This window comes from Rhizobium ecuadorense (assembly GCF_001187535.1).
GTDB lineage: Bacteria > Pseudomonadota > Alphaproteobacteria > Rhizobiales > Rhizobiaceae > Rhizobium > Rhizobium ecuadorense.
The window spans coordinates 147,295-172,342 of sequence record NZ_LFIO01000023.1 but is presented as its reverse complement, the minus strand read 5'-3'; the positions used below and the strand labels follow the sequence as shown (position 1 = coordinate 172,342).

The window sequence follows — 25,048 nt, the reverse complement described above, 5'->3', positions numbered from 1 at the left end:
CTGCTCCATAATGCCGCAAAATCGACTACGACGACGTGACACAGGTCATCACGTATTACCCGAAACTCGAGGGTACGGAGCGAGAGAAGAAGCGAGAAATTCAGCTTCTCGATTATATGCACCGCCTCCTCGCGCTTTTCCGGGAAGTGCACCGTCTCCACCACCTCGTAAAATGTTCCAATTCCGCGCTCCTAATCGAACCAGGTGCGAGCTGGTAAAGCGCCCGTAAACAGTCCGCTTTTGGGAGCATTAGAGCTTCCGGGCAGCAGCCGGTCCGAGAATTAGTTTCCGCGGCAGAGCACACATCTCCTATAGGCTGCTCAGCACTCTGAGGCTTAACTCTTGCCGGCGACTGTATAGTTTCGACACCGCACAAAATTCTTGCCAATGAGTACGAGCAGTTGAATAAATTTTCTATTTATGACAATATTCTAAATTGTAAAAACGACATGAATGTCTCTAAAAGGGTGCGCCATGACCGAGGACAAATCAGCAAACGATAGCTCGACCAATGAAAAAGCGGTTGATAGCAACAAACCCAATATTCCGAGCATTAGTTCCTATGGAAAGAAGAACAAATCTTTAGATTACGACAAGGTTTCGACTGTTCTTCCGGAGGAATTTGCACTTTTGCTTTCGAATTTCAGGGCTGATAGGTTTACGAAATCAGACGTTTTCGATCTCAAAAAAATCGAATTGATGCTTGATCTGCGGCCGGGTATTCTAAATAATGAGGAATTTTACCTAGAGCTGCACGACTGTGGAAACTGCGGAAAACGGTTAGAGTTTTCTGATTTTGTTTATACAGCAATGAAATACGGAAATCATTCTCGATCATTTATCGTTCATACATTACTTGGAAACAAATTGATTAGAAATGAGCATAGAACAATATCTTGTACTAACTGCAATACTGTATCTGACAAGCCGCTTAATTATATGACTAATGGTTATGGATGTTGTAACTTGGGAAATATTTGAGCTGGCGAATGCCAATATACCATTTTCTCATAAAATAATGGTTCTTGCGCGGGCTCGAAGTGACCGGATCGTGCTCGTTAAGCGATGTGAGGACGAAGACGATGACATATGCACACAGGTGAAGACAGCTTCCAGCGAGGAAACGCTTGCCGCTCGAAAGGAGCTTCACCCGACCCGTTCACCACTGTTTCCTCGATGCGTGCTTTCATGGGGAACGTACGCACTGCGGAGATGGCGGAAGCCTTCTTCGCCAGGGTGGTCATAATTGTCTGATGGTCGGCCCGCCCGGCTCCGGCAAGTCGATGCTGGCGTCGCGGCTGCCGTCGATCCTGCCGCCGCTTTCGGCCGCCGAACTTGACCTGCCACGGAACTTTTCATCCGACTGCGATTGGAGACTCTGTGGCTTTGGATGCAGGTAACGGCGTAAAACGAAGGGGCGCCGAAAGCGCCCCGATGCTCTGCAGAAAAATAACCGGAAAGCCACCCGCCAAAGCCAATCTCAGCTCCCCAGCCCCTCAAACAATGCCGTCGAGAGATAACGCTCGGCGAAGGACGGAATGATCACGACGATATTCTTCCCCGCATTCTCCGGTCTGCTGCCGACCTTGATGGCGGCGGCCAGTGCCGCGCCCGAGGAGATGCCGACCGGCACGCCTTCGAGCCTTGCGATGAGGCGCGCCTGTTCGAAGGCCTCGTCATTGGTGACGGTCACCACTTCGTCGTAGATGCCGGTATCGAGGATTTTGGGGGCGAAGCCGGCGCCGATGCCCTGGATTTTGTGCGGGCCGGGATTGCCGCCGGAGAGGATCGGTGAATCGGCGGGCTCGACGGCGATGATCTGGATTTCGGGTTTGTGGCTCTTCAGCACCTGGCCGACGCCGGTGATCGTGCCGCCGGTGCCGATGCCGGAGACGAGGATGTCGACGGTGCCGTCGGTGTCGTTCCAGATTTCCTCGGCCGTCGTCTTACGGTGGATTTCCGGATTGGCCGGGTTTTCGAACTGCTGCGGAATGATGGCGTCTGGCAGCGATGCCGCCAGCTCCTCGGCCTTGGCGATGGCGCCCTTCATGCCCTTCGGTCCCTCGGTCAGCACCAGCTCGGCGCCGAGCAGCGCCAGCATCTTGCGGCGCTCGACCGACATGGTTTCCGGCATGGTGAGGATCAGCCGGTAACCCTTGGCGGCGGCGGCAAAGGCGAGCGCGATGCCGGTGTTGCCGGAGGTCGGCTCGATCAGCACCGTCTTGCCCGGGGTGATCTTGCCCTGCGCTTCCAGGCTTTCGATCATCGCTACGCCGATGCGGTCCTTGACCGAGGCGATCGGGTTGAAGAATTCGAGCTTGCCGATCAGGTTCGCCACCACGCCCTTTTCCCGCGCCAGCTTGTCGAAGCGCACGAGCGGCGTGTTGCCGATGGTCTCGGTGATCGAGGAATAGATGCGGCCGCGGCCGGGCTTGTGCGACATGAGTGCCTCCCTTTGAAATTCTGCTTCTGAAATCGAGGAGGAGAATAGGGTCAAAGGCCTGAAGAGGCTAGACCGCGTTCATGCCGGGAGAGCGGGGCGCGGAGAAAAAAAGCTTTGAAAACCGTTTCTTGCCGGATGTTTATTTCAGGCCGCCCGCGTGGCGATGAAGGCCGCCGTGCCGGCCAGGATGCCGGCCGCCACCCTATTCAGCGCCTGCAGGGCGCGCGGCTTTTTCAGCATCGTCCGGGCCCGCGAGGCCAGCAGCATATAGGGCACCAGCACGACGATCAGCACCACGAAGGTCACCGCAAGCAGCATCGCGTAGTCGCGCAAGCTGATATGACCGATATCGATCAGCGTCGGTGCCAGCGCGACATAAAACAGCATCGTCTTCGGATTGCCGAGCGTCACCAGCAGGCCGGAGAGGAAGGACAGGCCGATATTGCTGGATTTCTTCGCCGCGATATCCTGCGGCAGCAGCCCCGCCGTCCAGAGTTTCCAGGCGATATAGCCGAGATAGAGGGCGCCGGCGATCTTGATGGCGATGAACACCTCGGTGAAGGTCTGCGCCACGAAGGCCAGGCCGAGGATGACGGCGGTGAGATAGGTCATGTCGCCGAGCACCAGGCCGAGGCCCATGAAAAAGGTCTCACGGAAATTCGAGCCGAGCGCGCGGGCGACGATCGCGGTAATCCCCGGCCCGGGGATGGCGGCGGCGATGAACAGCGCTCCGGCATAGGCGATCAGGGCGGTAAGGCTCATCTTTGATATCCATGAGATTGGGTGGCCTCTCTATAGGCGTGTGTTGCGGCCTCATCAATGCTTTGGCGCTGATCGGTGTATCACCATCAGGAATAGGTCTGCGGCACCATGATCCACTTGGAAAGCGATCCGGCCTTGCTAGTTCTCTCTCTGCACGCGCGCCATCCGCACCCTTTGCGCCTCTCGAAAAGGCGCGCGGCGCTCTCGAGATTTCCTCACCAAGGAGAGAATTGATGTCCCCGACCTCAGCCGAAACCCGCAGGCTCCAGCCGCTCAAGACGCCGTCCACCCTGCCGACCAACGCCGTCACCGATATTTCGGCGGCGCTGACCGCGTTGCTTGCCGATGTCTTCGCGCTTTATGTGAAAACCAAGAACTTCCACTGGCACATGTCCGGCCCGCATTTTCGCGACTACCACCTGCTGCTCGACGAACAGGCAGAGCAGATCTTCGCCATGACCGACGACATCGCCGAGCGCGCCCGCAAGATCGGCGGCGTGACGCTGCGCTCCGTCGGCCAGATCGCCCGCCAGCAGCGCATTGCCGACAATGACGCCGATTTCGTCACGGCCGAGGACATGCTGTCGGAGCTGCGCGAGAACAATGGCCAGCTGGTTTCGCTGCTGCGCGAGGTGCACGATCTCTGCGACAAGCACAATGATGTCGCCACCGCCAGCCTGATCGAGAACTGGATCGACGAGTCCGAGCGCCGCACCTGGTTCCTGTTCGAGACGACGCGCCCCCAGAGGTGACACGGAGATAAGGTCGGCAAACCGGCGTGCCCCCGGCACGTCGGCTTCAGCTCTGGAGCGCCCGCGGCCGCAGCCATCTCGGGCTCCAGCCGAGGTTCATGCCGGCGGCGGCAATGAGGATGATTGCGGCGCCCGCGATCTGCAGCGGCTGCAGCGCGTGGCCGAAAGCCAGCCGGTCGACGAGGATCGCCGCGATCGGATAGAGGAAGGACAGCGCGCCGGTCAGATGCGTCGGCAGCCTCTGGATGGCGCCGTAGAGCAGCACATACATCAGCCCGGTATGGACGACGCCGACGGTAACAAGGATCGCCCATGTCCCGAGATCCACGGGCGGATGCGAAAAATCGGTCATCGGCGCCAGCATCAGCATGCCGGTCGCGACCTGGATCAGCGCGATCAGATGCGGCGGCGTGCCTTTCAGCCATTTCGCGGCAAGCGCTGCCAGCGCATAGAAAAAGGCCGCGCCCAGCGCCATCAGGATGCCGAGGCCGTAGCCCTCTGATGTATCGCCGCTCCCGCCCGGTTTCGCCTGGACGATCGCCATCATGCCGGCAAAGGCGAGCACCAGCCAGAACAGCTTGGTCGCGGTGATCTTCTCGCCGAGAAACAGCGCGCCGAGCACCAGCAGCATGAAGGGCTGGGTGTTGTAGACGGTCGTGGCGATCGAGATCGTCGCATGCGAGTAGGAGGCAAACAGCAGCAGCCAGTTCAACACGATGGCGATGCCGCCGAAGACGGCGATGCCGAAGGTGCGCAGCGTCAGGATGCCGGGCCGCAGCAGCCCGAGGGCGCCGCAGATGACGAGCAGGGTCAGCGCGCCGAACAGGCAGCGCCAGAAAACCACGCCGCTGACCGGCTGGCCCGACATGACGACGAACCAGCCGATCGTCCCCGAGATCAGCATCGCTGCCGTCATCTCCGCCGTGCCTCTTTTGATGTCGCCGCTCATGATCGCCTCCGTTTTCGATGGCGTCATAATATTGCGGCTGTGACCGATTTTATATAAGAATAGGAAGGAAGATTATCAAATTTGCCTAATCATGTGAGGAATGACGGACGCCATGGCTAACGATGTGCAGTCGCTCGACGAAACCGATCAGGCCATCCTGGGAGCGCTGGCCGGCAATGCCCGTATCTCGCTGAAGGAGCTGGCGCAGCAGGTGGGGCTTTCCTCGCCAAGTGCGGCCGAGCGTCTGAGGCGGCTGGAGGAGCGCGGCGTCATCAAGGCCTTCACCATCGATCTCGACCCCGCCGCCGTCGGCTATCCCCTGCAGGCGATCGTCCGTGTGCGGCCGCTGCCCGGGCAGTTGCATTTCGTCGAGCGGCTCATCCAGGAGATTCCCGAAATCGTCGAATGCGACAAGGTGACCGGCGAGGATTGTTTTATCGCCCGCCTGGTCATCCGCTCGATGGCGGAGCTCGACGGCCTACTCGACAAGGTCGCCGAACGGGCGGAAACCAACACCGCGATGATCAAAGCCTCGCCCGTCAAACGCCGCCTGCCGCCGCTGTCTCGGAAAAAGTAAACTCGGCGAACGAGTGCATGTCGCCCGGAAGTGTGCAGCGATTCCCAACGACATGCATCAAAACAAAGAGCTTTAGAAATCCGCCATCGGCGACAGCATCGCCGGAAAATGCGGGGCCTCATCGCCGAGCCCGCGCAGCATCAACACGGTGCCGCTTTCCACCGGCTGCGGAGTTCCCGCCCAGCCGAGCTTGTCGGGACGGAAAAGCACCTCGACGGCGGCGGCGGCGATGTCGAGCCCGCCGAGGATCGCGGCTAGCGACGGGATCTCCGCCGCCACGACATCGAGAAGGCGGAAGCGGCCGGCCTGATCCATCTTCCAGGCGATCGCAGCCTGCCGGTCTTCCAGGAAGCTGACGCGGACATCGGGATCGAGCTGGGTGTTGATGAGAAACATCGCCGCATTGACGGTGACCGAGAGCGACGTCGAAACCGGGGTTCGCGCTTGCAGCAGCGATTGCAGCAGGGCAAGATCGTCAGCATCGGTCGGCGCAAGCAGCCGGGCGGGTCCTGAAAAAATCGAGGGGTCTGGTGCCGCTCCCTCATATCGATGCTGCGGTATGACCCGAAAACCGTAGGGCTCGTAGAGCGACGGTTTATCGGTATAGAGAATGACGGCTTCAAAACCCTGCCGCTCGCACCAGTCGAGCGCCTTCACCGTGAGGTCGCGGTAGAGCCCGCGCCCGCGCCATGCCGGCCGCACGGCGCCCGATTGCAGCCCGGCGGCATGGACGATCCGGCCGTTGAGGACGAAAGGCAGCGCAAAAGCCGAGAGATTGGCCGCAAGTCCCCCCTCGGCATCGAACCAGCCGAACGGCATGCTGCTGGGGTCGGGGCCGCCGAGCTGCTGCAGCGGGCCGATATCGATGCCGAAAATATCCTGGAGCAGGCGGACCAAGGCCGCCCAGCCGACCGGGTCGCCGAAATAATCCTGCCGAAAGGTGAGGCCGGCGCTGTCGAGGCGTTTGGCCATCACACCCCGGTAGAGCCGAAGCCGCCGGCGCCGCGCGTCGTCTCGCTGGCGGTGGCGCTCTCGGCCACCCGCGCCTGGGTCACCGGCGCGATCACCATCTGGGCGATACGCATGCCGCGCTCGACGATGAAGGCTTCCTCGCCGAGATTGGCGAGCAGCACCTTCACCTCGCCGCGATAATCGCTGTCGACGGTACCGGGCGAATTCAGGCAGGTGATGCCGTGTTTGAAGGCAAGGCCGGAACGCGGCCGCACCTGGCCCTCGAAACCCTCGGGGATTTCGAAGATGAAGCCGGTCGGCACCAGCGCCCGTTTGCCGGGCAGCAGCGTCAGCGGCGTGTCGCCATCGACGGCGGCGCGCAGGTCCATGCCGGCCGCCCCCTTGCTCTCATAGGCGGGCAGGTCGAGGCCTTCGCCATTGGTCAGGCGGATGAGGTTCAGCGCCGGGCGCGTGTCGTGATGAATGGTCATGGCCCATTACTTTGCGCGCGAAAGGGTAAGGTCAATTGCAAAGCCGGGCTTTAATCGTTAGATACGCGGCAATTCCACAGGATTCACAGTATGGCCGAAAGTCTCGCCGAGGCGGTTTCCCGCCGCCGCACATTCGCTATTATCGCCCACCCGGATGCGGGCAAGACGACGCTCACCGAAAAGCTGCTGCTGTTCGGCGGCGCCATTCAGCTTGCCGGCGAAGTCAAGGCGAAGAAGGATCGCATGCAGACGCGCTCTGACTGGATGAAGATCGAGCGCGAGCGCGGCATCTCCGTCGTCACCTCGGTGATGACCTTCGAATATAACGACAATGTCTTCAACATCCTCGACACGCCGGGTCACGAGGATTTCGCCGACGACACCTATCGCACGCTGACGGCCGTCGACGCCGCGGTCATGGTCATCGATGCCGCCAAGGGTATCGAGCCGCGTACGCTGAAGCTCTTCGAAGTCTGCCGCATGCGCGATATTCCGATCATCACCTTCATCAACAAGATGGACCGCGAAAGCCGCGATCCCTTCGAAATCCTCGACGAGGTGGAAGAGAAGCTGGCGCTGGATACGGCGCCGATCACCTGGCCGATCGGCCGCTCGAAGACCTTCTGCGGCTCCTACAATATTGCCGCCAACACGGTGCGCGGCTCGGATACCGAAATCGAGGGAACGCCGGTCAACGGTCCGCAGGCTGTTGCCGACAGGCTGCCGGAAAACGAGCGCCGGGCTTTCGTCGAGGAGACGGAGCTGGCGATCGAGGCCTGCCGCCCCTTCGACCGCGACTCCTTCCTGGAAGGCCATATGACGCCGGTCTTTTTCGGCTCGGCGCTGCGCAATTTCGGCGTTCGCGACCTGATCAACGCGCTCGGCGAATTTGCGCCGCCGCCGCGCGACCAGGTCGCCGATACCAGGACCGTGCACGCGACCGACGACAAGATGACCGCCTTCGTCTTCAAGATCCAGGCCAATATGGATCCCAACCACCGCGACCGCATCGCCTTTGCCCGCATCTGCTCCGGCAAGCTCGAGCGCGGCATGAAGGCAAGGCTTGCCCGCACCGGCAAGCAGCTCGGCCTGACGGCGCCGCAATTCTTCTTCGCCTCGCAGCGCCAGCTTGCCGACACCGCCTATGCCGGCGATGTCGTCGGCATTCCCAATCACGGGACGCTGCGCATCGGCGATACGCTGACCGAAGGCGAAGCCCTCGTCTTCCAGGGCGTGCCGAACTTTTCGCCGGAAATTCTGCGCCGCGTGCGCCTGGAAGACGCGATGAAGGCGAAGAAGCTGAAGGAAGCCCTGCAGCAGATGGCCGAGGAAGGCGTCGTCCAGCTGTTTTCGCCGGAGGACGGTTCGCCGGCGATCGTCGGCGTCGTCGGCGCCCTGCAGCTCGACGTGCTGAAGGAGCGGCTGATGGCCGAATACGGCCTGCCGGTCTCCTTCGAAATGTCGCGTTTCTCCGTCTGCCGCTGGATCTCCGCCGATCAGCCGGCCGATCTGGAAAAATTCCTCACCGTCAAACGCGGCGATATCGCCCGCGATCTCGACGGCGATCCGGTCTTCCTCGCCCAGGACGGGTTCTCGCTGCGTTACGAGTCCGAACGCCATCCGGCGATCAAGATGGTCGCCATCAAGGAATATCACGCCGCCAAGGCGGCGTGATACCCGAATACATTCTTGCAGTTCTAGCCGGCCAGCCGTTCCGCCAAAAAATCGACGACGGCGCGCACCGCCGGCAGCTGGCCGCGCCGGTGCGGCATCAGGATCGTCGTCTCGATGCTGCCGGCCGTCCAGTCCGGCAGCAGCCGCACCAGCCGCCTGGTCGCCAGCGCTTGCCGGCAGACCGATGTCGGCAGGCAGGTGATGCCGAGCCCGGCCGCCGCCGCTTCCATCAGCACAAAGGGTTCGTCCGCCGCCATGACGGACTGCAGCGTGACCAGCGCCTCTTCGCCGTTATCGCAATAGAGCCGCCATTGATTGTCGGTCAGGCTGGTCATGATCGTGGCGTGTTGCGTCAGGTCTTCCGGGCGGCGCGGTTGCCCATGGGCGCGGATATAATCCGGCGAGGCGAGAATGAAGAAAGGGTGGCTGGCAAGCTTGCGCTGCACCAGCGCCGAATCCGGCAGCGGCGCGCGGTGGCTGCGCAGCGCGATGTCGAAGCCTTCTTGGACGATATCGACGAAACGGTCGGTCACATGCATGGAAAGCCGGAGCTTCGGATAGCGCGCCGCCAGCGCCGGCAGATGCTCCGTCAGGGTGAATTGCGCCGTCGGCACCGAGGCCGTCAGGCGAACGCTGCCGGCGGGCTCGGCCAGATGCCGCCGCACGATGCCCTCGGCCATCTCCGCCTCGATGATCGAGGCTTGTGCGTGCTGAAAGAATTCCCGGCCGAGCTCGGTCAGCGCGAAGCTTCGCGAAGTGCGCTGGATCAGCCGCACGCCAAGCCGACCTTCCAGCTCCGCAACCCGCTTGCTGACTGTCGATTTCGGCATGCCGAGATGTCTCGCCGCCGCCGTGAAACTGCCGCTGTCGACCGCCTGCACGAAGAGATGCAGGTCGTTGAGATTGAAGAGCGCCATCGCCATCTTCCATGATTGTGGACATTGGGATGCATTTATAGCCTCTACCGCAAGATCGTCCATATCTGCACATTGATCGCGTCCAAACATGTTCAATTCTGAAAGGAACGATTGATGTCACCCATATTGTTTTACGGCGTCCCCGAAGGCTGCTCCTTCGGCTCGATCGTCGCGCTGGAATGGTCCGGCCTGCCTTACCGGCTTTGCCGCGTCGAGATGCCGGAAATGGTCTCCAGCGACGACTACCTCAGGATCAACCCCGTCGGCGAAACACCGTCGCTGTTGCTCGAAGATGGCAGGGTCATCAGCGAAAGCATGGCGATCCTCCAGCATATCGGCGCCCGGGCGATCGGCAGCGGTCGCGGTTTTGCGCAGGGGTCGGAGGATTTCGATCGTCTGAACCAGATGCTCGCCTTTCTCAACACCAGTTTCTTCAAGGCCTTCGGCCCACTCTGGTATGCGTTCGAACACCCGCTGGAGCCGCAGCAGAAGCAGGCGCTGGCAGCCTATGGCATCGCCGCAGTGGAAAAGGCGCATCACACGCTGGAACGGCTGCTCGATGGCCGCGATTGGCTTGTCGGCAACGGCCCGAGCCTGGCCGATGCCTATTTCGTCGGGATTGCCCGCTGGAACGATTTTCACAAGGTCGTCGACCGGCGGCAGTTTCCCGGCCTGCATCGCCTCTACGAGCGCATGCAGCAGCAACCGGCCGTGCAATTTGCCCATGCGATCGAGCACCGGCAGGAGACCAAAAGCAGTGGCGGTTTCCTCGGCGAGGTCGATCTGACCGAAGCCCTCGGCCTGTTGAAGCAGGCCGCCTGAACCCGGCGGCCATCGCGGCTTCGGATGCGATGGCCATTGCCGTCAGCCGGCGGCGACGATCTCGATCTCGACGAGCCAGTCGTCGCACAGCGTTTCCACGACGATGGCGGTCGTCGGCACGGCGCGGCCGCCAAGGGCGCGAAGCCGGGCATTCTGGTTCGCCTCCACAAAGGCGCGATCGCGCAGGTAACTCGTCAGCCGCACGATGTTGTCCACCGTCATTCCGGCGGCTGCGAGGATGCTGCGCAGATTGGCCCAGACAAGTTCCAACTGCCCGTCCAGATCGGCCGCCGCCATTCCCTCACTATCCAGACCCATCGTGCCGCTGACGAAGAGCAGCCGGGAGGGATGCCTTACCTCCAGCGCGTGAATGTAATCGGGGCTCGTGGGATAGATCCCGCCTGTCGGATTATGCTCGATCATCTCCATGGGGCTTTTCCTCCATCGAATATTCTGTTGAACAAATGGCAATATCGGCGATTATTCTTCGGCACAAAGAGGAGTTTGCCGAATGAAGAAAAATACAGACGATCTTCGGCAGCGGCGTGTACAGCAGCCGGCCATGGATGCTTTTGACCGAAAAATATTAGCCGCGCTCGCCGCCGACAGCAGCCAGAGCTATGCGAGACTCGGCCAAGTGGTCGGGCTTTCGGCGCCGGCCGTGCATGAGCGTGTGCGCCGTCTCAGCCAATCCGGCGCCATCAAGGGCGTGCATGCCGCGCTGGATGGAGCCGCCCTCGGCAAGCCGCTGCTGGCCTTCGTGCATGTCGAGGCGGCCGGCTGGGGCAAGAGCGAGCGGCTGATGCAGCTCCTGCACTTTCCCGAAGTCGAAGAGATGCATTCGGTTGCCGGTGATGCCAGCGTCCTCTTCAAGGTCCGCACCGCCAGCCCGCAGGCATTGGAGGCTTTTCTCGCACAGGTTCACGCCGTTCCCGGCGTCACCGGCACCCGCAGCTATATCGCTCTCTCCACCTATCTCGAGCGTCCGGTCCAGGCCGGCGTCACGGAGATCTGGCCGGATATACCGCTGCCGGAATAGTCTGCGACCTAAACGTCCTTGCCGCGGTCCTCGCCGTCGAACCGTGGCAGCGGTTCGATATTCTCCACCCAGGGCAAGGCCGAGCGGCACCATATCTGCTTCCTGGGCGTGAGTTCCCGCCGCTGGTCGATGCCGCCAAGGCGGATGCCGATCGCGCCGCCGTCGCCATCGGTGCGATAAAGCGGCGATCCGCAGTTCGGGCAGAAGAATTGCCGGCTGAGGCCGCCGCTATCGCCGTATTTGCTGTAGCCGCGCGGTTCGCCCGAAATCAGCGTGAAACTTCCCGGCCGCGCCGGCGCGGTGACGCGATAGGCCGACCCCGTCAGCCGCTGGCAATCGGTGCAATGGCAGATCGTGACCCGCTCCGGATCGATCTCGGCTTGATAGCGGATCGCGCCGCAATGGCATCCTCCGGTGATATGCATCGGCAAGTCCCCAAAGCATGTCGCGCAAAAGTGTGAAGCGGTTTTGCGAGGAAGACATGCGAAAAACAAAAAGCTAAAGCGTGGGCCAAGCGAATCTGAAAGATCGCGACACGCTTTAGTCCGCCGGCTGCACGGCCAGGCGTCTGGCGTAAAAGGCCTTGGCATCCGCCGTGAAGGCGGCCCGCTGATCGGCCCGGGTGTAGAACATATGCCCGCCGCGATAAAGTTTCAGCCCGACGCGGCCGCCGGCAAGCGACGGCGGCAGGTGGTCGACCACGTAGCGGCTGACGCCGTAAGGCGTCACCAGATCGCTGTAGCCATGCGCGATCAGCAGATGGAAGGCCGTGTTGGAGGCAAGCAGCTGCCTGATGTCGTCGGTGGCGGTCGCCTGCAAGCGCGATCCGCCGCCGCGCCCGCTGCCCCATTCCCAGCGCCGGCTGATATCACTGTCGAGCAGCGAATAGGTCATCTCGGTTTTGAAGCCGAGTTCGTTGCGGGCATAGTCGGCAAAAGCGCCGCCATAGGCGCGGGTGAAGCCGTCGAGGATGGCGTCGTCGCCACGGTCGTAATCCGATTCCGGATAGGGATCGGGGGCGGCGAAGGCGGCGTCGTAGGAGCTCATCACTTCGCCGCTGCCCCCGTCGGAGTGTTTGACGAAGGAATTGCCGAGGAAGCCGCGGTTGCGCGTGACGATATCCTCTGGGATGCCTGTCAGCCCGGCGATCCTGCCATAGAAGGCGGCGGCCTCAGTGCCCGTCGGCGGGGAACCGGCAAGCGTCGTCAGATAATCGCCGAGCGCGAAGGCCTCGGCCTCGCGCTGCTTCTCTTCGTTAAAGGCGTTGCGCCGGTCGAGTTCGGCCGCCGCCAGTGACGGCAGCTCAAGCGCTGCGCCGAGCGCAAACTGATCGGCATTGAACATCAGCTGGCCCTCGAGCAAGGGCGAAAGCATCACCGCGCCGGCGACGACGATGCCCTGGCTTTCCTGCAGCGCCGAGGCGACCTTGGCGGCGCGGAAGCCGCCGTAACTTTCGCCGAGAAGATATTTCGGCGCGTTGGAACGGTTGTTGTGAGCGACATAGAGCGCGATCGCCTTGGCGATGCTCTCAGCGTCTGCGTTGACGTTGTAATAGTTGGAGGCGTCGTCGGCCTTCACCGTCCGACTCCAGCCGGTGCCGATCGGATCGATCAGCACGAGATCGGTGAAATCGAGCCAGCTTTGCGGGTTGTCGACGAGCTGCGCATGGGCGCCGTCGCGCGCCTGGGGCCCGAAATCAAGCACCTTGGGCCCGACCAGCCCGAGATGCAGGAAGGCGGAAGCCGCACCCGGCCCGCCGTTGAAGGCGAAGGTCAGCGGCCGGTCCGGCCCGCCGCCTTTCGCGACATAGGCGGTGTAGAAGATCGCGCCGGTCGGCGCGCCGTCCTGGCCGAAGAGATCGAGCGTGCCGGCGGTTGCGGTATAGGCAATCTTCCGGCCGCCGATCGTCAGTTCGTGTTCGGTGACGGAATCGGCCGGCAGCAGCTTCAGCACGCCGTCGCGCGCACTGCGCTCGACTTTCTCTCCGGATTGACTGCTTTCCTGAGCCGGGGAAAGGGCAGGGGCCAGCGACACCGCCAGAGCGGCAAACAGAAACAGGGGTCGTAAACGCAAGATGTCTCCTCCGGCGGTGCGGACTGCAGCTAAAGCATGTCGCGCGGTTTTCCCAGGCAAAGCGCGAAGCGCTTTTGCCCCAACGACATGCGTAAGAACAAAGAGCTTTAGAGATAGCGTAACATCCGCGGCCGGCGACCGGCATCAAGAGATGGTGATGGGCCGGTGAGGGCTCAGCTCACCTTTTCCACGGCATGGACATTGATCTCGACCGACCGGCCGGCTTTCCAGCCGTTGATCGCCGCACCGAGCCCAAGCGCGACAAAAAGGGCGGCGCACCAGGAAAAGCTGCCGGTCCAGCTGCGGATAAGGCCGACGATGAGCGGGCCGATGGCTGCAAGCAGGTAACCGACGCATTGCGCCATGCCGGACAGATGGGCGGCGACATCGGGATCGCGCGAGCGCAGCACGATCGTCGTCATCGCCGCCGCGATCAGCCCACCCTGGCCGATGCCTTGCAGCAAGGCCCACAGCCAGACCGTCGACAGCGGCGCAAACAGCAGGCCGAGCAGGGCGATAACGGCAACGCCGCAAAGACTGGCATTGATCAGCCGCTGGTCTTTGCCATGCACGGCGATATGCGGCACGATCAGGCAGGATGCCGCCTGCACCATCACCGACAGCGAAACGATCGCCCCGGCGGTGACCCCGTCGAGGCCGCGTTCGCGCAGGATCGGAACCAGCCAGCCGAAGACGCAATAGGCAAGCGCCGATTGTAGCCCCATGAACAGCGTCACCTGCCAGGCCAGCCGGTCCCGCCACAGGCCTTGGACATGAAATCCGCCTCGCCTGGCCTGGCCTCCGTTGCGCAGAACCTGCGGCAGCCAGATCAGGCCGACGATCAAGGCGGGCAGCGCCCAGGCGGCGAGCGCGCCTGAGAGAGAGCCGCCGAGCGCGTGCTCGATCGGCAGCGTCAGCCCGGCCGCACTGGCCGCACCGGCGCAGAGCGCCATGGTGTAGAAGCCGGTCATCAGCGCGGCGCGCCCGGCGAAATCCCGTTTCACCAGCCCCGGCAGCAGGACGTTGCCGATGGCGATACAGGCGCCTGCGAGCGCGGTGCCGATGAAGAGCAGCGGCACCGAGGAAAGCCCGCGCAACGCAGTGCCGAGCGCCAGAAGCAGGATAACGCCGAGCAGCGTGCGTTCCGTGCCGAGGCGCTGGGCAAGACGTGGCGCCAGCGGCGAAAAGGCGCCGAGGCAGACGACCGGCAGCGTCGTCAGCAGGCTGGCGCCAAGCGCGCTGAGGCCAAGTTCCGCGCGGATTTCCGGCAGCAGCGCCGAGGCGCTCGAAAAGACCGGGCGCAGGTTGAAGGCGATCAGCACCAGGCTGGCGCCGAGCAGCAAACGATCGGCGGCACCGCGCACCGGTGTTGCCTGCGGCGGCGGCAGGCTGCCGGCCTCGGCGTCTACAAGCAGTTCGTCTGATGCGTCGAATGTCGTGACGGTATCGGCGGAAGATGTGGTCATGACAGGATCATCCGGTCGAGAGCGGCAAGAACCGGCCCCATGAAGCGGCGCACCGCCGCATCCGCTCTATCGGGATCGCCAGTTTCGATGGCGTCGACGATATCGGCATGCGCCTGCATATCCGGTTCGGGAATATCCTTGCCGAGTGTCGCGGCGATGGTATCGGCGATCGAGGCCGAGAAGAAATCGTAGATCTCGATCATCGCCCGGTTGCCGGACGCGGCGATGACCGCCTTGTGGAAGGCGAGGTCGCGTTCGATGAAGCCGGCCTGATCGCCGCCGTCGTAACTGCCGCGTTCGGCAAGCAGTCGGCGAAGCTCCGCTACCGTCTCCGGGCTCTTGCGGACTGCCGTCAGCCGGGCGGCCTCGACGTCGAGCGCCAGGCGCGCCTCGAACTGGTCGCGCAGGCTGGCGCGCCGCGCCATCGTCAGCGGCCGGCCGGCATCGCTGGTTGCGCGGACATAGGTACCCGAACCCTGCCGCGTTTCGAGATAGCCTTGGGAGACGAGAACCCGCACCGCCTCGCGCACCGTGCCGCGGCTCACCGAGAGCATGGCCGACAGTGCGGCTTCATTCGGCAATTTCTCGCCGACCGCCCAGCGTTTGCCGAGAATATCGCTGCGGATCGCCTCGACAGCGTCATCGGCGAGATTGGTCCTGCTGATTGCGCGCATCCCACTACTCATAAAGTCATCTGATGACTTTATGAGTAGTGGGATTGCGATGGTTCGTCAATGCTGATGAAATCACGGCAATAAAAAAGGGCCGCCTCGGCGACCCTTTCCATGAGTTTGGCCTCAAACTGGCCTGGACTGTCTATGCAGCCCCAGGAAGGCGGGGATTACAGCGAGGGCTGCCTCGCTTTCATCATCTCTCCCATGCCCGTTACGAGGTCCGAAATCTCATTAGACATTGGATCACCTTCCTTTCGTTCTGTTGCTGATAGCTCGAAGGTAGGCCGATTCTTCGCAGATGCAAGAGAGAAATGCGATCAATGCGCCGCCTTGATGAAGGTGCCGTTCTGCAGTTCGCGCATCGCCTGCATGATTTCCTCGCGCGAATTCATCACGATCGGGCCGTGCCAAGCGACCGGCTCCTCGATTGGCTTGCCTGATACAAGCAGGAAACGGATGCCCTGGTCGCCCGCCTGCACCGTCACTTCGTCGCCGCTGTCGAAGACAACGAGCGTGCGGTTGCCGGACATGTCGCGAATGTTCAACTCCTCGCCGTCCACTTCCTTCTCGACGCGCACTCCGAAGGGTTTCGACGCATCGCGAAAGGTGCCGGAGCCGGCGAAGATATAGGCGAAGGCGTTGCGATAGGTGTCGACCGGCAGACGCTTCTTCTTGCCGGGCGGCACCGAGACGTCGAGATAGATCGGCTCGGCGGCAACGCCGTCGACGGGACCGGCCTTGCCCCAGAAATCGCCGCAGATCACCCGCACGGCCGTGCCGTCATCATCGACGACGACAGGGATATCGGCGGATTTGACGTCCTGATAGCGCGGTGCCGTCATCTTCAGCGAGGAGGGCAGGTTTGCCCAGAGCTGGAAGCCATGCATGCGGCCGGCGAAATCGCCCTTCGGCATTTCCTGGTGCATGATGCCGCTGCCGGCTGTCATCCACTGGATATCGCCGGCGCCGAGCAGGCCACGGTTGCCAAGGCTGTCGCCGTGTTCGACGGTGCCGGCAAGCACATAGGTGATCGTCTCGATGCCGCGATGCGGGTGCCACGGAAAACCGCGAATATATTCCGCCGGATTGTCATTGCGGAAATCGTCCATCATCAGGAAGGGGTCGGTCATCGCCGGATCGCCGAAGCCGAAGACGCGGTGCAGCTTCAGGCCCGCGCCTTCCATGGTCGGTGTGGCGGTACTTTCATGTTTGACGGGGCGGATCGACATGATGTCCTCTTGAAGGTTCAACTTGGCGGCAACTATAGCGGCCCGGCCGCCAAGCGCGAAGCCTGCCCTGCGGACAACGCAGTGTTCACAAAAGAACACAGGCTTTCGCCGAATTTGAACATCCCGATCGCCACGAAACCGTCATCTTGCGCTTGCAAACCAGCGGCGCGTTAAGCTGTTATTAGCCGCGACGGCAGACAATTTAGCATGCCCGCCGATGCGGCGGCGGGTCCCGGAGCAAGAAAGCCATGTGTCGCTGGGCAGCCTATCGCGGAGACGCTCTCTATCTCGAGGAACTGGTATCCTCGCCCGCTCATTCGCTGATTGAGCAGTCCCATTGCGCCACGCGCGCCAAGACGGCGACAAATGGCGATGGCTTCGGCATCGCCTGGTATGGCGATAGGCCGGAGCCCGGCCGCTACCGTGATATCCTGCCGGCCTGGTCGGATTGCAATCTGAAGAGCCTGGCGCGGCAGATCCGCTCGCCGCTCTTCCTCGCCCATGTCCGCGCCGCCACCGGCGGCGGCACGCGCCGCGACAATTGCCACCCCTTCACCCATGACACCTGGTCCTTCATGCACAATGGCCAGATCTCCGGTTTCGAGCGCCTGCGCCGGCCGATGGAGGCGATGCTCGATGACGACCTGTTCAACGCCCGCGGCGGCACGACCGATTCCGAGCTGATGTTCCTGCTGGCGCTGCAATTCGGCCTGCGCGATGCGCCGATCGCCGCAATGGCTGACATGGTCGGCTTCGTCGAGGATCTGGCCGAAAGTCTCCTCGGCTCGATCCTGCTGCGCTTCACCGCCGCCTTCTCCGACGGCAAGACGCTCTATGCGATCCGCTATGCCACCGATCGCAAGGCGCCGACGCTCTATGCCTCACCTGCCAGCGCCGGCTATTGCCTGGTCTCCGAGCCGTTGAACGACGATGTCGACGCCTGGGCCGAAATTCCCGATGGCAGTGCCGTCACCGTCGGCGAAAACGGCATCGACGTCGCAGACTTCCGGCCGGGAAAGCGAAGTGCTGCCCAGCCGCAGCGCATGGCTATCCCTGCCTGAAGCTTTCGGCGATCAGTGCCGCCAGTCTTTCGGCAACCTCTTCCTTCGCCAGGTCGGGCCATTGCTCGACGCCATCGCGGCGGATGAGTTTGACGCTGTTGCGGCTGCCGCCCATGATGCCGGTGGCCGGCGAAACGTCATTGGCGACAATCAGGTCGGCGCCCTTGCGCTCGAGCTTCGCCTTCGCATTGCTTTCCACGTCCTGCGTCTCGGCGGCAAAGCCGATCACCAGTTTCGGCCGCATCGTATGATGGCCGACGGTTTTGAGAATGTCGGGATTCTCGGTCAGCGCCAGCGTCGGAATGGATTCGCCCGGATGTTTCTTCAGCTTCTGGTCGGCCGCCGAGGCGACGCGCCAGTCCGCCACAGCCGCGACCATCACCGCTATGTCGGCCGGCAGCGCCGAAAGCACCGCGTCACGCATTTCCTCCGCCCGCTCGACATGCACGGTGCTGACGCCGACGGGGTCGGCGATCGTCACCGGCCCCGAGACCAGCGTCACTTCGGCTCCGAGTTTGGCAAGGGCTGCGGCGATCGCATGGCCCTGCCGGCCGGAAGAGCGGTTGGCGATGTAGCGCACCGGGTCGATCGGCTCGTGCGTCGGTCCTGAGGTGACGATCGCCTTGCGCCCCTTCAGCGGCTTTTCTCCGTCGTCGAGCATGGTTTCGGCCGCCGCCACGATCTCCAGCGGCTCCGCCATCCGGCCGACCCCGGCCTCCCGGCTCTCCGCCATCTCGCCGGCCATCGGCCCGACAAAGCGGACGCCGTCTGCCCGGAGCAGCGCCGCATTGCGCCGCGTCGCCGGATGCGCCCACATTCTGGGGTTCATCGCCGGTGCTGCCAGCACCGGTCTCTCGGTCGCGAGCAGCACGGTCGAGGCAAGATCGTCGGCAAACCCGTTTGCCATCCTCGCCATCAGGTCGGCGGTGGCAGGGGCGATGAGCACGAGGTCGCAGTCGCGCGCCAGCCTGATATGGCCGACATCCTGTTCGTCTTCACGCGAAAACAGATCGAGGAAGACGTGATCCGCCGCCAGCGCGCCGACGGCCAGCGGCGTGACGAATTCCTGGGCGCCCTTGGTCATGATGGGGCGCACGCTCGCGCCGCGCTCGCGCAGCCGGCGGATCAGATCCAGGCTCTTATAGGCGGCGATGCCGCCTGAGATGATGAGGAGGATGCGTTTGCCGCTGAGAGCCATGGCTTTCTACCCGTCGCCTTATTGACCGGCCCCGACCCTAAGCCTTTGGCGTAGAACATGCAATCGCGCGGGCGGGTTGGAGAGAGATCGCCAACCCGCCGGCCAATAATCGCGCCGCGCGTCTCAACTGCGGGTGATCGAAATGCCGCCGTCGACCAGCGAAGCCGTGCCGGTGACGAAGCTCGCATCGTCGGAGGCGAGGTAGAGAACCGAGCGGGCGAGTTCGTCCGGTGTCGCGACACGCTTCAGCGCATGCATATTGGTGACGGCAACCTGCTTGTCGGCCGTATCGTTCATGTCCCGGTACATGTCGGTATCGACCGCACCCGGCAGAATGGCATTGACGCGCACGCCCTGCGGTCCGAATTCAGCCGCGAGCGCCTGCGTCAGCCCGATCAGCCCGGATTTGCTGGCGGCATAAGCGGCGACGCCGGGAAAGGCGAAGCTGTAGCCGACGAAGGTCGAGGTGAAGATCACCGAGCCGCCGCCATTTTCCGTCATGGCGCCGATCTGATGTTTGGCGGCGAGGAAGGAGGCTGTCAGATTGACGGCCAGCGCCTCGCTGAAGCCTGCTTCCGAGACACCGGTGCTCGGGCCAGCCTCGCCGATGATGCCGGCATTGTTGAAGGCGATGTCGAGCTTGCCGTAATGGGCCACGGCGGCCGCGACCAGCGCCTTGTGATAGTCTTCCGACCGGACGTCGCCGGCGATGGCGACGGCGTCGCCGCCCTCTGCCTTGATCTCCGCGACGAGACTGTCAAGTTCGGTCTGACGTCGGGCGCCGACGACGACCTTTGCGCCTTCGGCGGCAAAGAGCTTTGCGGTGACGCGGCCGATGCCGGAGCTTGCGCCGGTGATGATCGCGACCTTGTTGTTCAAGCGGTTCATGGTTCCATCTCCTGTGTTGAAGCGAGGCGGCCCTTGCCGTCTCTTGCGTTGAGTGGAAGATGGCATTTTCTTTTCGTTCGGATTAGTCTCCAGATCGGGGAATTCGAATTCGGAAAGACCGAACGATGATCAGGATCGAAGGTATTGCGGCTTTTGTCGCCGTCGTCGAGGCAGGCTCGGTCAGCGAGGCGGCCCGGCGCCTCAGGCTCTCCAAATCCGTCGTCAGCGAAAGGCTGGCGGAACTGGAGAAATCGCTGGGCGGCACGCTACTGCACCGAACGACGCGCAAGCTGGCCTTGACCGAGGACGGTGTGGTCTTTCTGGAGCGCGCCGGGCGTATCGTGCGCGAGATCGAGGAGGCCGCCGCCGATATGGCCGAGCGGCGCGGCACGCTGTCGGGGCCGATCCGCATCGCCGCCCCCGTCACCTTCGGCCGCATGCATCTCGGCCCGGCGCTCTACCCCTTTCTTGCCGACCATCCCGATATCGAACTGACGCTCGATATCGACGACCGGCGTGTCGATGCCGGCTCGGACGGCTATGACGCCATCATCCGCAACGGCCCGATCGCCGACAGCCGGCTGGTCGCCTGGAAGCTTGCGCCGAGTCGCCGCCTGCTCTGTGCGTCGCCGGATTATCTCGCGCGGGAGGGAATGCCGTTGTCGCTTGATGATCTCAACAGCCATCGCGGCATCTTCTACACCAATCGCGGCGTCGCCGACTGGCGCTTCCAGACGCCGGAGGGTGCGGTCGTCGTCCGCGCGAAACTGGCGCTCGGCATCAACAATGGCGACATGCTGCGCGACGCCGCGATTGCCGGTCTCGGCATCGCGCTGCTGCCCGCCTTTATCGCCGGCCCGGCCATCCGCGAAGGCAGGCTTGCCGAAATCGATATCGGCCACAGGCCGGAGGCCGAATTCATCTACATGGCTCATCCCGAGGGCCGCAATCCCTCGGCCAAGCTGCGCGCCATCGCCGATCATCTGAAGAAGAGTTTTGGCGATCCGCCCTATTGGGATATTGCGGATAGAGCATGATGCCGAAAAGTGTGAGCGGTTTTCGGGCGACATCATGCTCTAACTCTTTAATGTAGAACAGGATTCAGATTTTAGGCCAACCGGCCTAAAATCATCCTGTTCTAACCAATGAACTCGAAGGTTCGTCAGGATGAAGATATGCCGCCGTCAGTGCATGGCGTGAAGACTACGATCGCAGGAGAAAAGCACTATCTGACACGCGGCACCGGCGCCTATCGCCGCGCCAGCCTGGCGCTTTTCCTTTCCGGCTTTTCCACCTTCTCGCTGCTTTATTGCGTGCAGCCGCTGTTGCCGATCTTCTCGCAGGAATTTGCCGTCAGCCCGGCCGAAAGCTCGCTGTCCCTTTCACTTTCCACCGGCTTCCTGGCGGTCGCCATCGTCTGTGCCGCCGCCGTCTCGGAAGGGCTTGGCCGCCGCAGCCTGATGGCGCTGTCGCTGGTCGGCGCCGCCTTGCTGACGGTGGCCACCGCCTTTGCGCCGAACTGGCATCTGCTGCTGGTGATCCGCGCCCTGCAGGGTCTCGTTCTCGGCGGCGTGCCGGCCGTCGCCATGGCCTATCTCGCCGAGGAAATCGATCCGCGCGGCCTCGGCGCCACCATGGGCCTCTATGTCGGCGGCACGGCCTTCGGCGGCATGTCCGGCCGCGTCCTCACCGGCATCTTCGCCGAATATCTCGGCTGGCGGCCGGCGCTTTTCCTCATCGGCGCCATCGGCCTTGCCGCCGCGCTCGGCTTCATCGCCCTGCTGCCGCCGTCGAAGAATTTCGTCCGCCGGCCGGGCTTCGATCCGCGCTTTCACGCGAAAGCCTGGCTCGGCCATCTCAAAAATCCGGCGCTGCCCTTCGTCTTCGCCATCGCCTTCCTGGCGATGGGCTCCTTCGTGACCATCTATAATTATGCCGGTTTCCGTCTCGTGGCGCCGCCCTATGGCCTCAATCAGACCGAACTCGGCCTGATCTTCACCGTCTATCTCTTCGGCATCGGCGCCTCCTCGATCGGCGGCCTGATCGGAGACCGGATCGGGCATTTTCGCGTGCTGCTCTTCGGTCTGGCGCTGACGGCCGCCGGCAGCGCGCTGACGCTTTTCGCACCGCTGCCATCCATCATTCTCGGCATCGTCGTGCTGACGACCGGCTTTTTCATGAGCCATTCCATCGCCAGCGGCCTCGTCGGCAAGCTTGCGCATGGCACCAAGGGCCACGCCTCGTCGCTCTATATGCTCGCCTATTACGTCGGTTCCAGCCTCATGGGCTCGGCCGGCGGCTGGTTCTTTGCCGTGGAAGGCTGGGCCGCCGTCGTCCTCTTCACGCTTGCCATGCTGGCGCTCGCCTTTATCTCCGCCTGTGTCGCCCAGCACTTTGCCCAGGGCTTTGCCCAGGACTTTACAAGGAGAAAAGCATGATCCGCATAGACCGTCTCGATCATCTTGTGCTGACCGTCGCCGATATCGCAGCCACCTGCGACTTCTATTCCCGCATTCTCGGCATGTCGGTCGAAACCTTTGCGGAAGGCCGAAAGGCGCTGAAATTCGGCAGACAGAAGATCAATCTGCATCAGGCCGGCCACGAATTTGAACCCAAGGCAAGACATGCCACCCCCGGCTCCGGCGACCTCTGCTTCATCGCCGAGACGCCGCTTGCCGATGTCATCGCCCATCTGCAGGCGTCGGCCATTGTGATCGAAGAAGGCCCAGTCGAACGCACCGGTGCGACCGGATGCCTGCGCTCGGTCTATTTCAGAGACCCTGACGGCAATCTCATCGAAGTTTCGAATCCGATCGATTGACGCTCGATATCTGGCCGATACCTGCCCCCGACTCAATCCAGCCTGATATAGGGCACATCCTTCTTCGCCACCTCATCAAGCGCCTCCTCATAACCGGCATCGGCATACCGCATGACGCCGAGGGCGGTGTCGTTGGTCAGCGCGTGGTCCAGCCGCTCATCGGCGGCATCGCTGCCGTCGGCGACGACGGTGACGCCGCAGCTTGTCATGTAGCCGGCATAGCCGCCGCCGCCGGAATGGACGACGACGAGATCGGCCATCGACGAGCAGAGCATCATCGCATCGATCAGCGGCCAGTCGGCGATCGCATCCGATCCGTCCTTCATCCGCTCGGTCATGATATTCGGATGCGCCATGGCGCCGGCGTCGAGATGGTCGCGGGAAAAGGCGATGGGGCCTTTGAGCTCGCCGCCTGCGACCAGCGCGTTAACCCGCCGCGCCAGCATCGTGCGTTCGCCGTGACCGAGCCAGGCAATGCGGGCCGGCAGCCCTTCGAAGGGAACATGCTGGCGCGCCAGCCGGATCCAGTTGGTGATGATCCTGTTGTCGGGGAAGAGTTCGAGCAGCAGGTCGTCGATGCGGGCGATATCGCTCTCCTCGCCTGAGAGCGCCATCCAGCGGAACGGGCCGATCGCCCGGGCAAACAGCGGCCTCAGATAGGCTTCGGTGAAGATCGGAATGTCGAAGGCATTGGTGACGCCACCCTCTTTCGCCTGGGTGCGGATAAGGTTGCCATTGTCGAAGACTTCCGCGCCGCGCTTCTGGAATTCCAGCATCGCCGTCACATGCTCGACGATCGAGGCGCGGCTTGCCGCCATCAATTGCCCCTGGCCGTCGTCGCGCAGCCCTTTGACCTGATCGAGGCTCATGCCCTTCGGCACATAGCCATAGACGAGGTCGTGCGCCGAGGTCTGGTCGGTGACGATATCGGGCACGATGCCGCGCCGGGCAATTTCGGGATAGACCTCGGCCGCATTGCCGACCAGCCCGACCGACAGCGCCCGCTTCTCCTTGACCGCCGCATCGATCATCTGAAGGGCGGTATCAAGATCGGGCGCGATTTCCTGGAGATAACCGATCTGCTGGCGCTTGCAGGCCCGTTCCGGGTCGATATCTACACAGAGGATCGCCGCCCCTGCCATGCGACCGGCGAGCGGCTGCGCCCCGCCCATGCCGCCAAGCCCGGCCGTCAGCACGAAGCGGCCGGCAAGATCGCCGCCGAAGCGCCGCTCGGCAATGCGCATGAAGATCTCATAGGTCCCCTGAATGACGCCCTGGCTGCCGATATATTGCCAGGCGCCCGCCGTCAGTCCGCCCCAGCAGATCAGTCCCTTGCGCTGCAGCTCATAGAACACTTCGGCCTTCGCCCATTGCCCGACGATATTGCAGTTCGCCATGATGACGAGCGGCGCCTTGGCGTGCGTTCGTACCAGCCCGATCGGCTTGCCCGACTGGATGAGCAGCGTCTGGTCCTCCTCCATCTCGGTCAGCACCTTGACGATGCCCTTGTGCGCCGCCCAGTTGCGCGCAGCCTTGCCGAGCGCGGCATAGACGATCAGGTTTTCGGGATCCTCGCCGACCGACAGCACATTTTCGAGCAGCCGCAGCAGCGCCTCCTGCCGCCAGCCCTTGGCACGCAAGTCCGGCCCGCCGGGAATCGGAAATTTCGGATGACGTGGATTGGCCTTCGGCATCGTGGGTTCCTCGCTTGGTTCTCAGTTTTTTTCCCTTCTCCCCGGCGGCGGTCCGAAGGACGGGTCGAGACCTGTGGCTCGACCCTGGTCGGTGGCCCCGAAGGGTCGGATGAGGGGGCCACACGGTAAAACATTCATTGCCCTTCGCTTGCGCTCAGGCACTCGCGGCTTTGCCGCTCACCCCCTCATCTGTCCTTCGGACCCCCGCTGGGGAGAAGGGGGAAAGCGCAGTCTCTACTTCCCCGGCAGCGATTCCACGTAGGCAAGTGCCGCACCGAGCAAACGCCGTCTCAGCGCATCGTCGCCGTAAACCGCAGCCGTCGCCCGCACCCAGCCTTGCATCACCCGTTCGCCGGACAGCATCTGGATCACGCCCGGCAGCGCCAGCGCCCAGCCGTCATTGCCTCGGCCGAGACGGACCAGCATGCCGTCGTGGCGCGCGCCGCAGAGAAGATTGCCGTTCAGCATGAAGGCGGAGCCGCCGAACATCGATTTTTCGGCAAGGCCCGGTCGATCGCCGAGTTCCTCGCGCAACAGCTCTTCAAGGCCGGGATCGCGCGTCATGGT

At 62.9% G+C, this 25,048-nt stretch carries 26 protein-coding genes and 1 pseudogene; 11 read left to right on the top strand and 16 right to left on the bottom strand.

The window, feature by feature from the left end; all coding sequences use genetic code 11:
• Positions 1–474 precede the first annotated feature (474 nt).
• Entirely contained in the window at positions 475–981 is a 507-nt protein-coding gene (locus AF337_RS41595; RefSeq protein WP_152970857.1) for a hypothetical protein, read from the top strand.
• Between the two features lie 254 nt (positions 982–1,235).
• Positions 1,236–1,337, top strand: a pseudogene (locus AF337_RS46425) (ATP-binding protein); the annotation flags it as partial.
• Positions 1,338–1,480: 143 nt separating this feature from the next.
• Here AF337_RS46425 and cysK read toward each other — a convergent pair.
• Positions 1,481–2,443, bottom strand: coding sequence for a cysteine synthase A (gene cysK, locus AF337_RS01535; RefSeq protein WP_049730750.1), 963 nt, complete (start codon positions 2,441–2,443; stop codon positions 1,481–1,483).
• Positions 2,444–2,587: 144 nt separating this feature from the next.
• The gene (locus tag AF337_RS01530) at positions 2,588–3,205 is read right to left on the bottom strand and encodes a LysE family translocator (protein ID WP_049730749.1); all 618 of its coding nucleotides are present in this window, start codon (positions 3,203–3,205) and stop codon (positions 2,588–2,590) included.
• A gap of 233 nt (positions 3,206–3,438) precedes the next feature.
• Between AF337_RS01530 and AF337_RS01525 the strand changes: the two genes are divergently transcribed.
• Positions 3,439–3,957: a Dps family protein gene (locus tag AF337_RS01525; RefSeq protein WP_049730748.1), complete on the top strand. Its 519-nt coding sequence runs from the start codon at positions 3,439–3,441 to the stop codon at positions 3,955–3,957.
• Positions 3,958–4,003: 46 nt separating this feature from the next.
• Here the strand turns inward: AF337_RS01525 and AF337_RS01520 are convergent, their stop codons facing one another.
• Complete coding sequence (locus AF337_RS01520; protein ID WP_049730747.1) at positions 4,004–4,906, bottom strand: DMT family transporter; 903 nt, start codon at positions 4,904–4,906, stop codon at positions 4,004–4,006.
• A 112-nt stretch (positions 4,907–5,018) separates the two neighbouring features.
• Here AF337_RS01520 and AF337_RS01515 point away from each other — a divergent pair, with 112 nt between their 5' ends.
• The gene (locus AF337_RS01515; RefSeq protein ID WP_049730793.1) at positions 5,019–5,483 is read left to right on the top strand and encodes an Lrp/AsnC family transcriptional regulator; all 465 of its coding nucleotides are present in this window, start codon (positions 5,019–5,021) and stop codon (positions 5,481–5,483) included.
• 72 nt (positions 5,484–5,555) lie between these two features.
• Here the strand turns inward: AF337_RS01515 and AF337_RS01510 are convergent, their stop codons facing one another.
• Positions 5,556–6,455, bottom strand: a complete 900-nt coding sequence (locus AF337_RS01510; RefSeq protein ID WP_049730746.1) for a GNAT family N-acetyltransferase — start codon at positions 6,453–6,455, stop codon at positions 5,556–5,558.
• Positions 6,455–6,925: a dUTP diphosphatase gene (dut, locus tag AF337_RS01505; RefSeq protein ID WP_049730745.1), complete on the bottom strand. Its 471-nt coding sequence runs from the start codon at positions 6,923–6,925 to the stop codon at positions 6,455–6,457. The genes AF337_RS01510 and dut overlap by 1 nt, the downstream gene beginning before the upstream one ends.
• A 90-nt stretch (positions 6,926–7,015) precedes the next feature.
• Between dut and AF337_RS01500 the strand changes: the two genes are divergently transcribed.
• Positions 7,016–8,599 carry a peptide chain release factor 3 gene (locus AF337_RS01500; protein ID WP_049730744.1) on the top strand — a complete coding sequence of 528 codons (1,584 nt, stop codon included), beginning with the start codon at positions 7,016–7,018 and terminating at the stop codon, positions 8,597–8,599.
• Positions 8,600–8,622: 23 nt separating this feature from the next.
• Here the strand turns inward: AF337_RS01500 and AF337_RS01495 are convergent, their stop codons facing one another.
• Positions 8,623–9,516 (bottom strand): LysR substrate-binding domain-containing protein, encoded by an 894-nt coding sequence (locus AF337_RS01495; protein ID WP_049730743.1) that lies wholly within the window; start codon positions 9,514–9,516, stop codon positions 8,623–8,625.
• A gap of 114 nt (positions 9,517–9,630) precedes the next feature.
• Here AF337_RS01495 and AF337_RS01490 point away from each other — a divergent pair, with 114 nt between their 5' ends.
• Positions 9,631–10,338, top strand: coding sequence for a glutathione S-transferase family protein (locus tag AF337_RS01490; protein ID WP_049730742.1), 708 nt, complete (start codon positions 9,631–9,633; stop codon positions 10,336–10,338).
• 42 nt (positions 10,339–10,380) lie between these two features.
• Here the strand turns inward: AF337_RS01490 and AF337_RS01485 are convergent, their stop codons facing one another.
• Positions 10,381–10,767 carry a RidA family protein gene (locus tag AF337_RS01485; RefSeq protein WP_049730741.1) on the bottom strand — a complete coding sequence of 129 codons (387 nt, stop codon included), beginning with the start codon at positions 10,765–10,767 and terminating at the stop codon, positions 10,381–10,383.
• Between the two features lie 82 nt (positions 10,768–10,849).
• On the opposite strand from AF337_RS01485, the gene AF337_RS01480 reads away from it, so the two are divergent.
• On the top strand, positions 10,850–11,377 hold the full coding sequence (locus tag AF337_RS01480; RefSeq protein WP_049730740.1) for an Lrp/AsnC family transcriptional regulator: 528 nt from the start codon (positions 10,850–10,852) through the stop codon (positions 11,375–11,377).
• Positions 11,378–11,385: 8 nt separating this feature from the next.
• Here the strand turns inward: AF337_RS01480 and AF337_RS01475 are convergent, their stop codons facing one another.
• The 5 genes from AF337_RS01475 to AF337_RS01455 all read right to left on the bottom strand — a co-directional run bounded on the left by AF337_RS01475 (position 11,386) and on the right by AF337_RS01455 (position 16,819).
• Positions 11,386–11,802 (bottom strand): GFA family protein, encoded by a 417-nt coding sequence (locus AF337_RS01475; RefSeq protein ID WP_049730739.1) that lies wholly within the window; start codon positions 11,800–11,802, stop codon positions 11,386–11,388.
• A 115-nt stretch (positions 11,803–11,917) separates the two neighbouring features.
• Positions 11,918–13,450, bottom strand: coding sequence for a S10 family peptidase (locus AF337_RS01470; RefSeq protein ID WP_049730738.1), 1,533 nt, complete (start codon positions 13,448–13,450; stop codon positions 11,918–11,920).
• A gap of 173 nt (positions 13,451–13,623) precedes the next feature.
• A complete protein-coding gene (locus AF337_RS01465) occupies positions 13,624–14,916 on the bottom strand; it encodes a CynX/NimT family MFS transporter (RefSeq protein WP_049730737.1) in 1,293 nt (430 codons plus the stop codon).
• Positions 14,913–15,590 carry a FadR/GntR family transcriptional regulator gene (locus AF337_RS01460; RefSeq protein ID WP_049730736.1) on the bottom strand — a complete coding sequence of 226 codons (678 nt, stop codon included), beginning with the start codon at positions 15,588–15,590 and terminating at the stop codon, positions 14,913–14,915. The genes AF337_RS01465 and AF337_RS01460 overlap by 4 nt, the downstream gene beginning before the upstream one ends.
• Before the next feature lie 317 nt (positions 15,591–15,907).
• Positions 15,908–16,819 carry a pirin family protein gene (locus tag AF337_RS01455; RefSeq protein ID WP_049730735.1) on the bottom strand — a complete coding sequence of 304 codons (912 nt, stop codon included), beginning with the start codon at positions 16,817–16,819 and terminating at the stop codon, positions 15,908–15,910.
• A gap of 248 nt (positions 16,820–17,067) precedes the next feature.
• Here AF337_RS01455 and AF337_RS01450 point away from each other — a divergent pair, with 248 nt between their 5' ends.
• Positions 17,068–17,880: a class II glutamine amidotransferase gene (locus tag AF337_RS01450; RefSeq protein WP_049730734.1), complete on the top strand. Its 813-nt coding sequence runs from the start codon at positions 17,068–17,070 to the stop codon at positions 17,878–17,880.
• Here AF337_RS01450 and coaBC read toward each other — a convergent pair.
• Positions 17,867–19,078, bottom strand: coding sequence for a bifunctional phosphopantothenoylcysteine decarboxylase/phosphopantothenate--cysteine ligase CoaBC (gene coaBC, locus AF337_RS01445; protein WP_049730733.1), 1,212 nt, complete (start codon positions 19,076–19,078; stop codon positions 17,867–17,869). The two genes, AF337_RS01450 and coaBC, sit on opposite strands and share 14 nt — an antisense overlap.
• Before the next feature lie 123 nt (positions 19,079–19,201).
• Positions 19,202–19,966: an SDR family oxidoreductase gene (locus AF337_RS01440; protein WP_049730732.1), complete on the bottom strand. Its 765-nt coding sequence runs from the start codon at positions 19,964–19,966 to the stop codon at positions 19,202–19,204.
• Positions 19,967–20,091: 125 nt separating this feature from the next.
• On the opposite strand from AF337_RS01440, the gene AF337_RS01435 reads away from it, so the two are divergent.
• The 3 genes from AF337_RS01435 to AF337_RS01425 all read left to right on the top strand — a co-directional run bounded on the left by AF337_RS01435 (position 20,092) and on the right by AF337_RS01425 (position 22,787).
• Positions 20,092–21,003 (top strand): LysR family transcriptional regulator, encoded by a 912-nt coding sequence (locus AF337_RS01435; RefSeq protein ID WP_049730731.1) that lies wholly within the window; start codon positions 20,092–20,094, stop codon positions 21,001–21,003.
• A 138-nt stretch (positions 21,004–21,141) separates the two neighbouring features.
• Positions 21,142–22,404, top strand: a complete 1,263-nt coding sequence (locus AF337_RS01430) for an MFS transporter (protein ID WP_049730730.1) — start codon at positions 21,142–21,144, stop codon at positions 22,402–22,404.
• The gene (locus tag AF337_RS01425) at positions 22,401–22,787 is read left to right on the top strand and encodes a VOC family protein (protein WP_049730729.1); all 387 of its coding nucleotides are present in this window, start codon (positions 22,401–22,403) and stop codon (positions 22,785–22,787) included. The genes AF337_RS01430 and AF337_RS01425 overlap by 4 nt, the downstream gene beginning before the upstream one ends.
• 32 nt (positions 22,788–22,819) lie before the next feature.
• On the opposite strand, the gene AF337_RS01420 is transcribed toward AF337_RS01425, so the two are convergent.
• Both AF337_RS01420 and AF337_RS01415 read right to left on the bottom strand, forming a co-directional pair.
• Positions 22,820–24,481 carry a thiourocanate hydratase gene (locus tag AF337_RS01420; RefSeq protein ID WP_049730728.1) on the bottom strand — a complete coding sequence of 554 codons (1,662 nt, stop codon included), beginning with the start codon at positions 24,479–24,481 and terminating at the stop codon, positions 22,820–22,822.
• Between the two features lie 234 nt (positions 24,482–24,715).
• The gene (locus tag AF337_RS01415; protein WP_049730727.1) at positions 24,716–25,045 is read right to left on the bottom strand and encodes a TfoX/Sxy family protein; all 330 of its coding nucleotides are present in this window, start codon (positions 25,043–25,045) and stop codon (positions 24,716–24,718) included.
• Positions 25,046–25,048: the final 3 nt, after the last annotated feature.

Coding starts and splice junctions, on each gene's coding strand:
- AF337_RS01435 (WP_049730731.1), top strand. CDS start 20,092: ATGATCAGGATCGAAGGTATTGCGGCTTTTGTCGCCGTCGTCGAGGCA.
- AF337_RS01520 (WP_049730747.1), bottom strand. CDS start 4,906: ATGAGCGGCGACATCAAAAGAGGCACGGCGGAGATGACGGCAGCGATG.
- AF337_RS01490 (WP_049730742.1), top strand. CDS start 9,631: ATGTCACCCATATTGTTTTACGGCGTCCCCGAAGGCTGCTCCTTCGGC.
- AF337_RS01515 (WP_049730793.1), top strand. CDS start 5,019: ATGGCTAACGATGTGCAGTCGCTCGACGAAACCGATCAGGCCATCCTG.
- AF337_RS01425 (WP_049730729.1), top strand. CDS start 22,401: ATGATCCGCATAGACCGTCTCGATCATCTTGTGCTGACCGTCGCCGAT.
- AF337_RS01460 (WP_049730736.1), bottom strand. CDS start 15,590: ATGCGCGCAATCAGCAGGACCAATCTCGCCGATGACGCTGTCGAGGCG.
- cysK (WP_049730750.1), bottom strand. CDS start 2,443: ATGTCGCACAAGCCCGGCCGCGGCCGCATCTATTCCTCGATCACCGAG.
- AF337_RS01525 (WP_049730748.1), top strand. CDS start 3,439: ATGTCCCCGACCTCAGCCGAAACCCGCAGGCTCCAGCCGCTCAAGACG.
- dut (WP_049730745.1), bottom strand. CDS start 6,925: ATGACCATTCATCACGACACGCGCCCGGCGCTGAACCTCATCCGCCTG.
- AF337_RS01420 (WP_049730728.1), bottom strand. CDS start 24,481: ATGCCGAAGGCCAATCCACGTCATCCGAAATTTCCGATTCCCGGCGGG.
- AF337_RS01510 (WP_049730746.1), bottom strand. CDS start 6,455: ATGGCCAAACGCCTCGACAGCGCCGGCCTCACCTTTCGGCAGGATTAT.
- AF337_RS01485 (WP_049730741.1), bottom strand. CDS start 10,767: ATGGAGATGATCGAGCATAATCCGACAGGCGGGATCTATCCCACGAGC.
- AF337_RS01480 (WP_049730740.1), top strand. CDS start 10,850: ATGAAGAAAAATACAGACGATCTTCGGCAGCGGCGTGTACAGCAGCCG.
- AF337_RS01430 (WP_049730730.1), top strand. CDS start 21,142: ATGCCGCCGTCAGTGCATGGCGTGAAGACTACGATCGCAGGAGAAAAG.
- AF337_RS01440 (WP_049730732.1), bottom strand. CDS start 19,966: ATGAACCGCTTGAACAACAAGGTCGCGATCATCACCGGCGCAAGCTCC.
- AF337_RS01415 (WP_049730727.1), bottom strand. CDS start 25,045: ATGACGCGCGATCCCGGCCTTGAAGAGCTGTTGCGCGAGGAACTCGGC.
- AF337_RS01455 (WP_049730735.1), bottom strand. CDS start 16,819: ATGTCGATCCGCCCCGTCAAACATGAAAGTACCGCCACACCGACCATG.
- AF337_RS41595 (WP_152970857.1), top strand. CDS start 475: ATGACCGAGGACAAATCAGCAAACGATAGCTCGACCAATGAAAAAGCG.
- AF337_RS01475 (WP_049730739.1), bottom strand. CDS start 11,802: ATGCATATCACCGGAGGATGCCATTGCGGCGCGATCCGCTATCAAGCC.
- AF337_RS01495 (WP_049730743.1), bottom strand. CDS start 9,516: ATGGCGCTCTTCAATCTCAACGACCTGCATCTCTTCGTGCAGGCGGTC.
- coaBC (WP_049730733.1), bottom strand. CDS start 19,078: ATGGCTCTCAGCGGCAAACGCATCCTCCTCATCATCTCAGGCGGCATC.
- AF337_RS01500 (WP_049730744.1), top strand. CDS start 7,016: ATGGCCGAAAGTCTCGCCGAGGCGGTTTCCCGCCGCCGCACATTCGCT.
- AF337_RS01450 (WP_049730734.1), top strand. CDS start 17,068: ATGTGTCGCTGGGCAGCCTATCGCGGAGACGCTCTCTATCTCGAGGAA.
- AF337_RS01465 (WP_049730737.1), bottom strand. CDS start 14,916: ATGACCACATCTTCCGCCGATACCGTCACGACATTCGACGCATCAGAC.
- AF337_RS01530 (WP_049730749.1), bottom strand. CDS start 3,205: ATGAGCCTTACCGCCCTGATCGCCTATGCCGGAGCGCTGTTCATCGCC.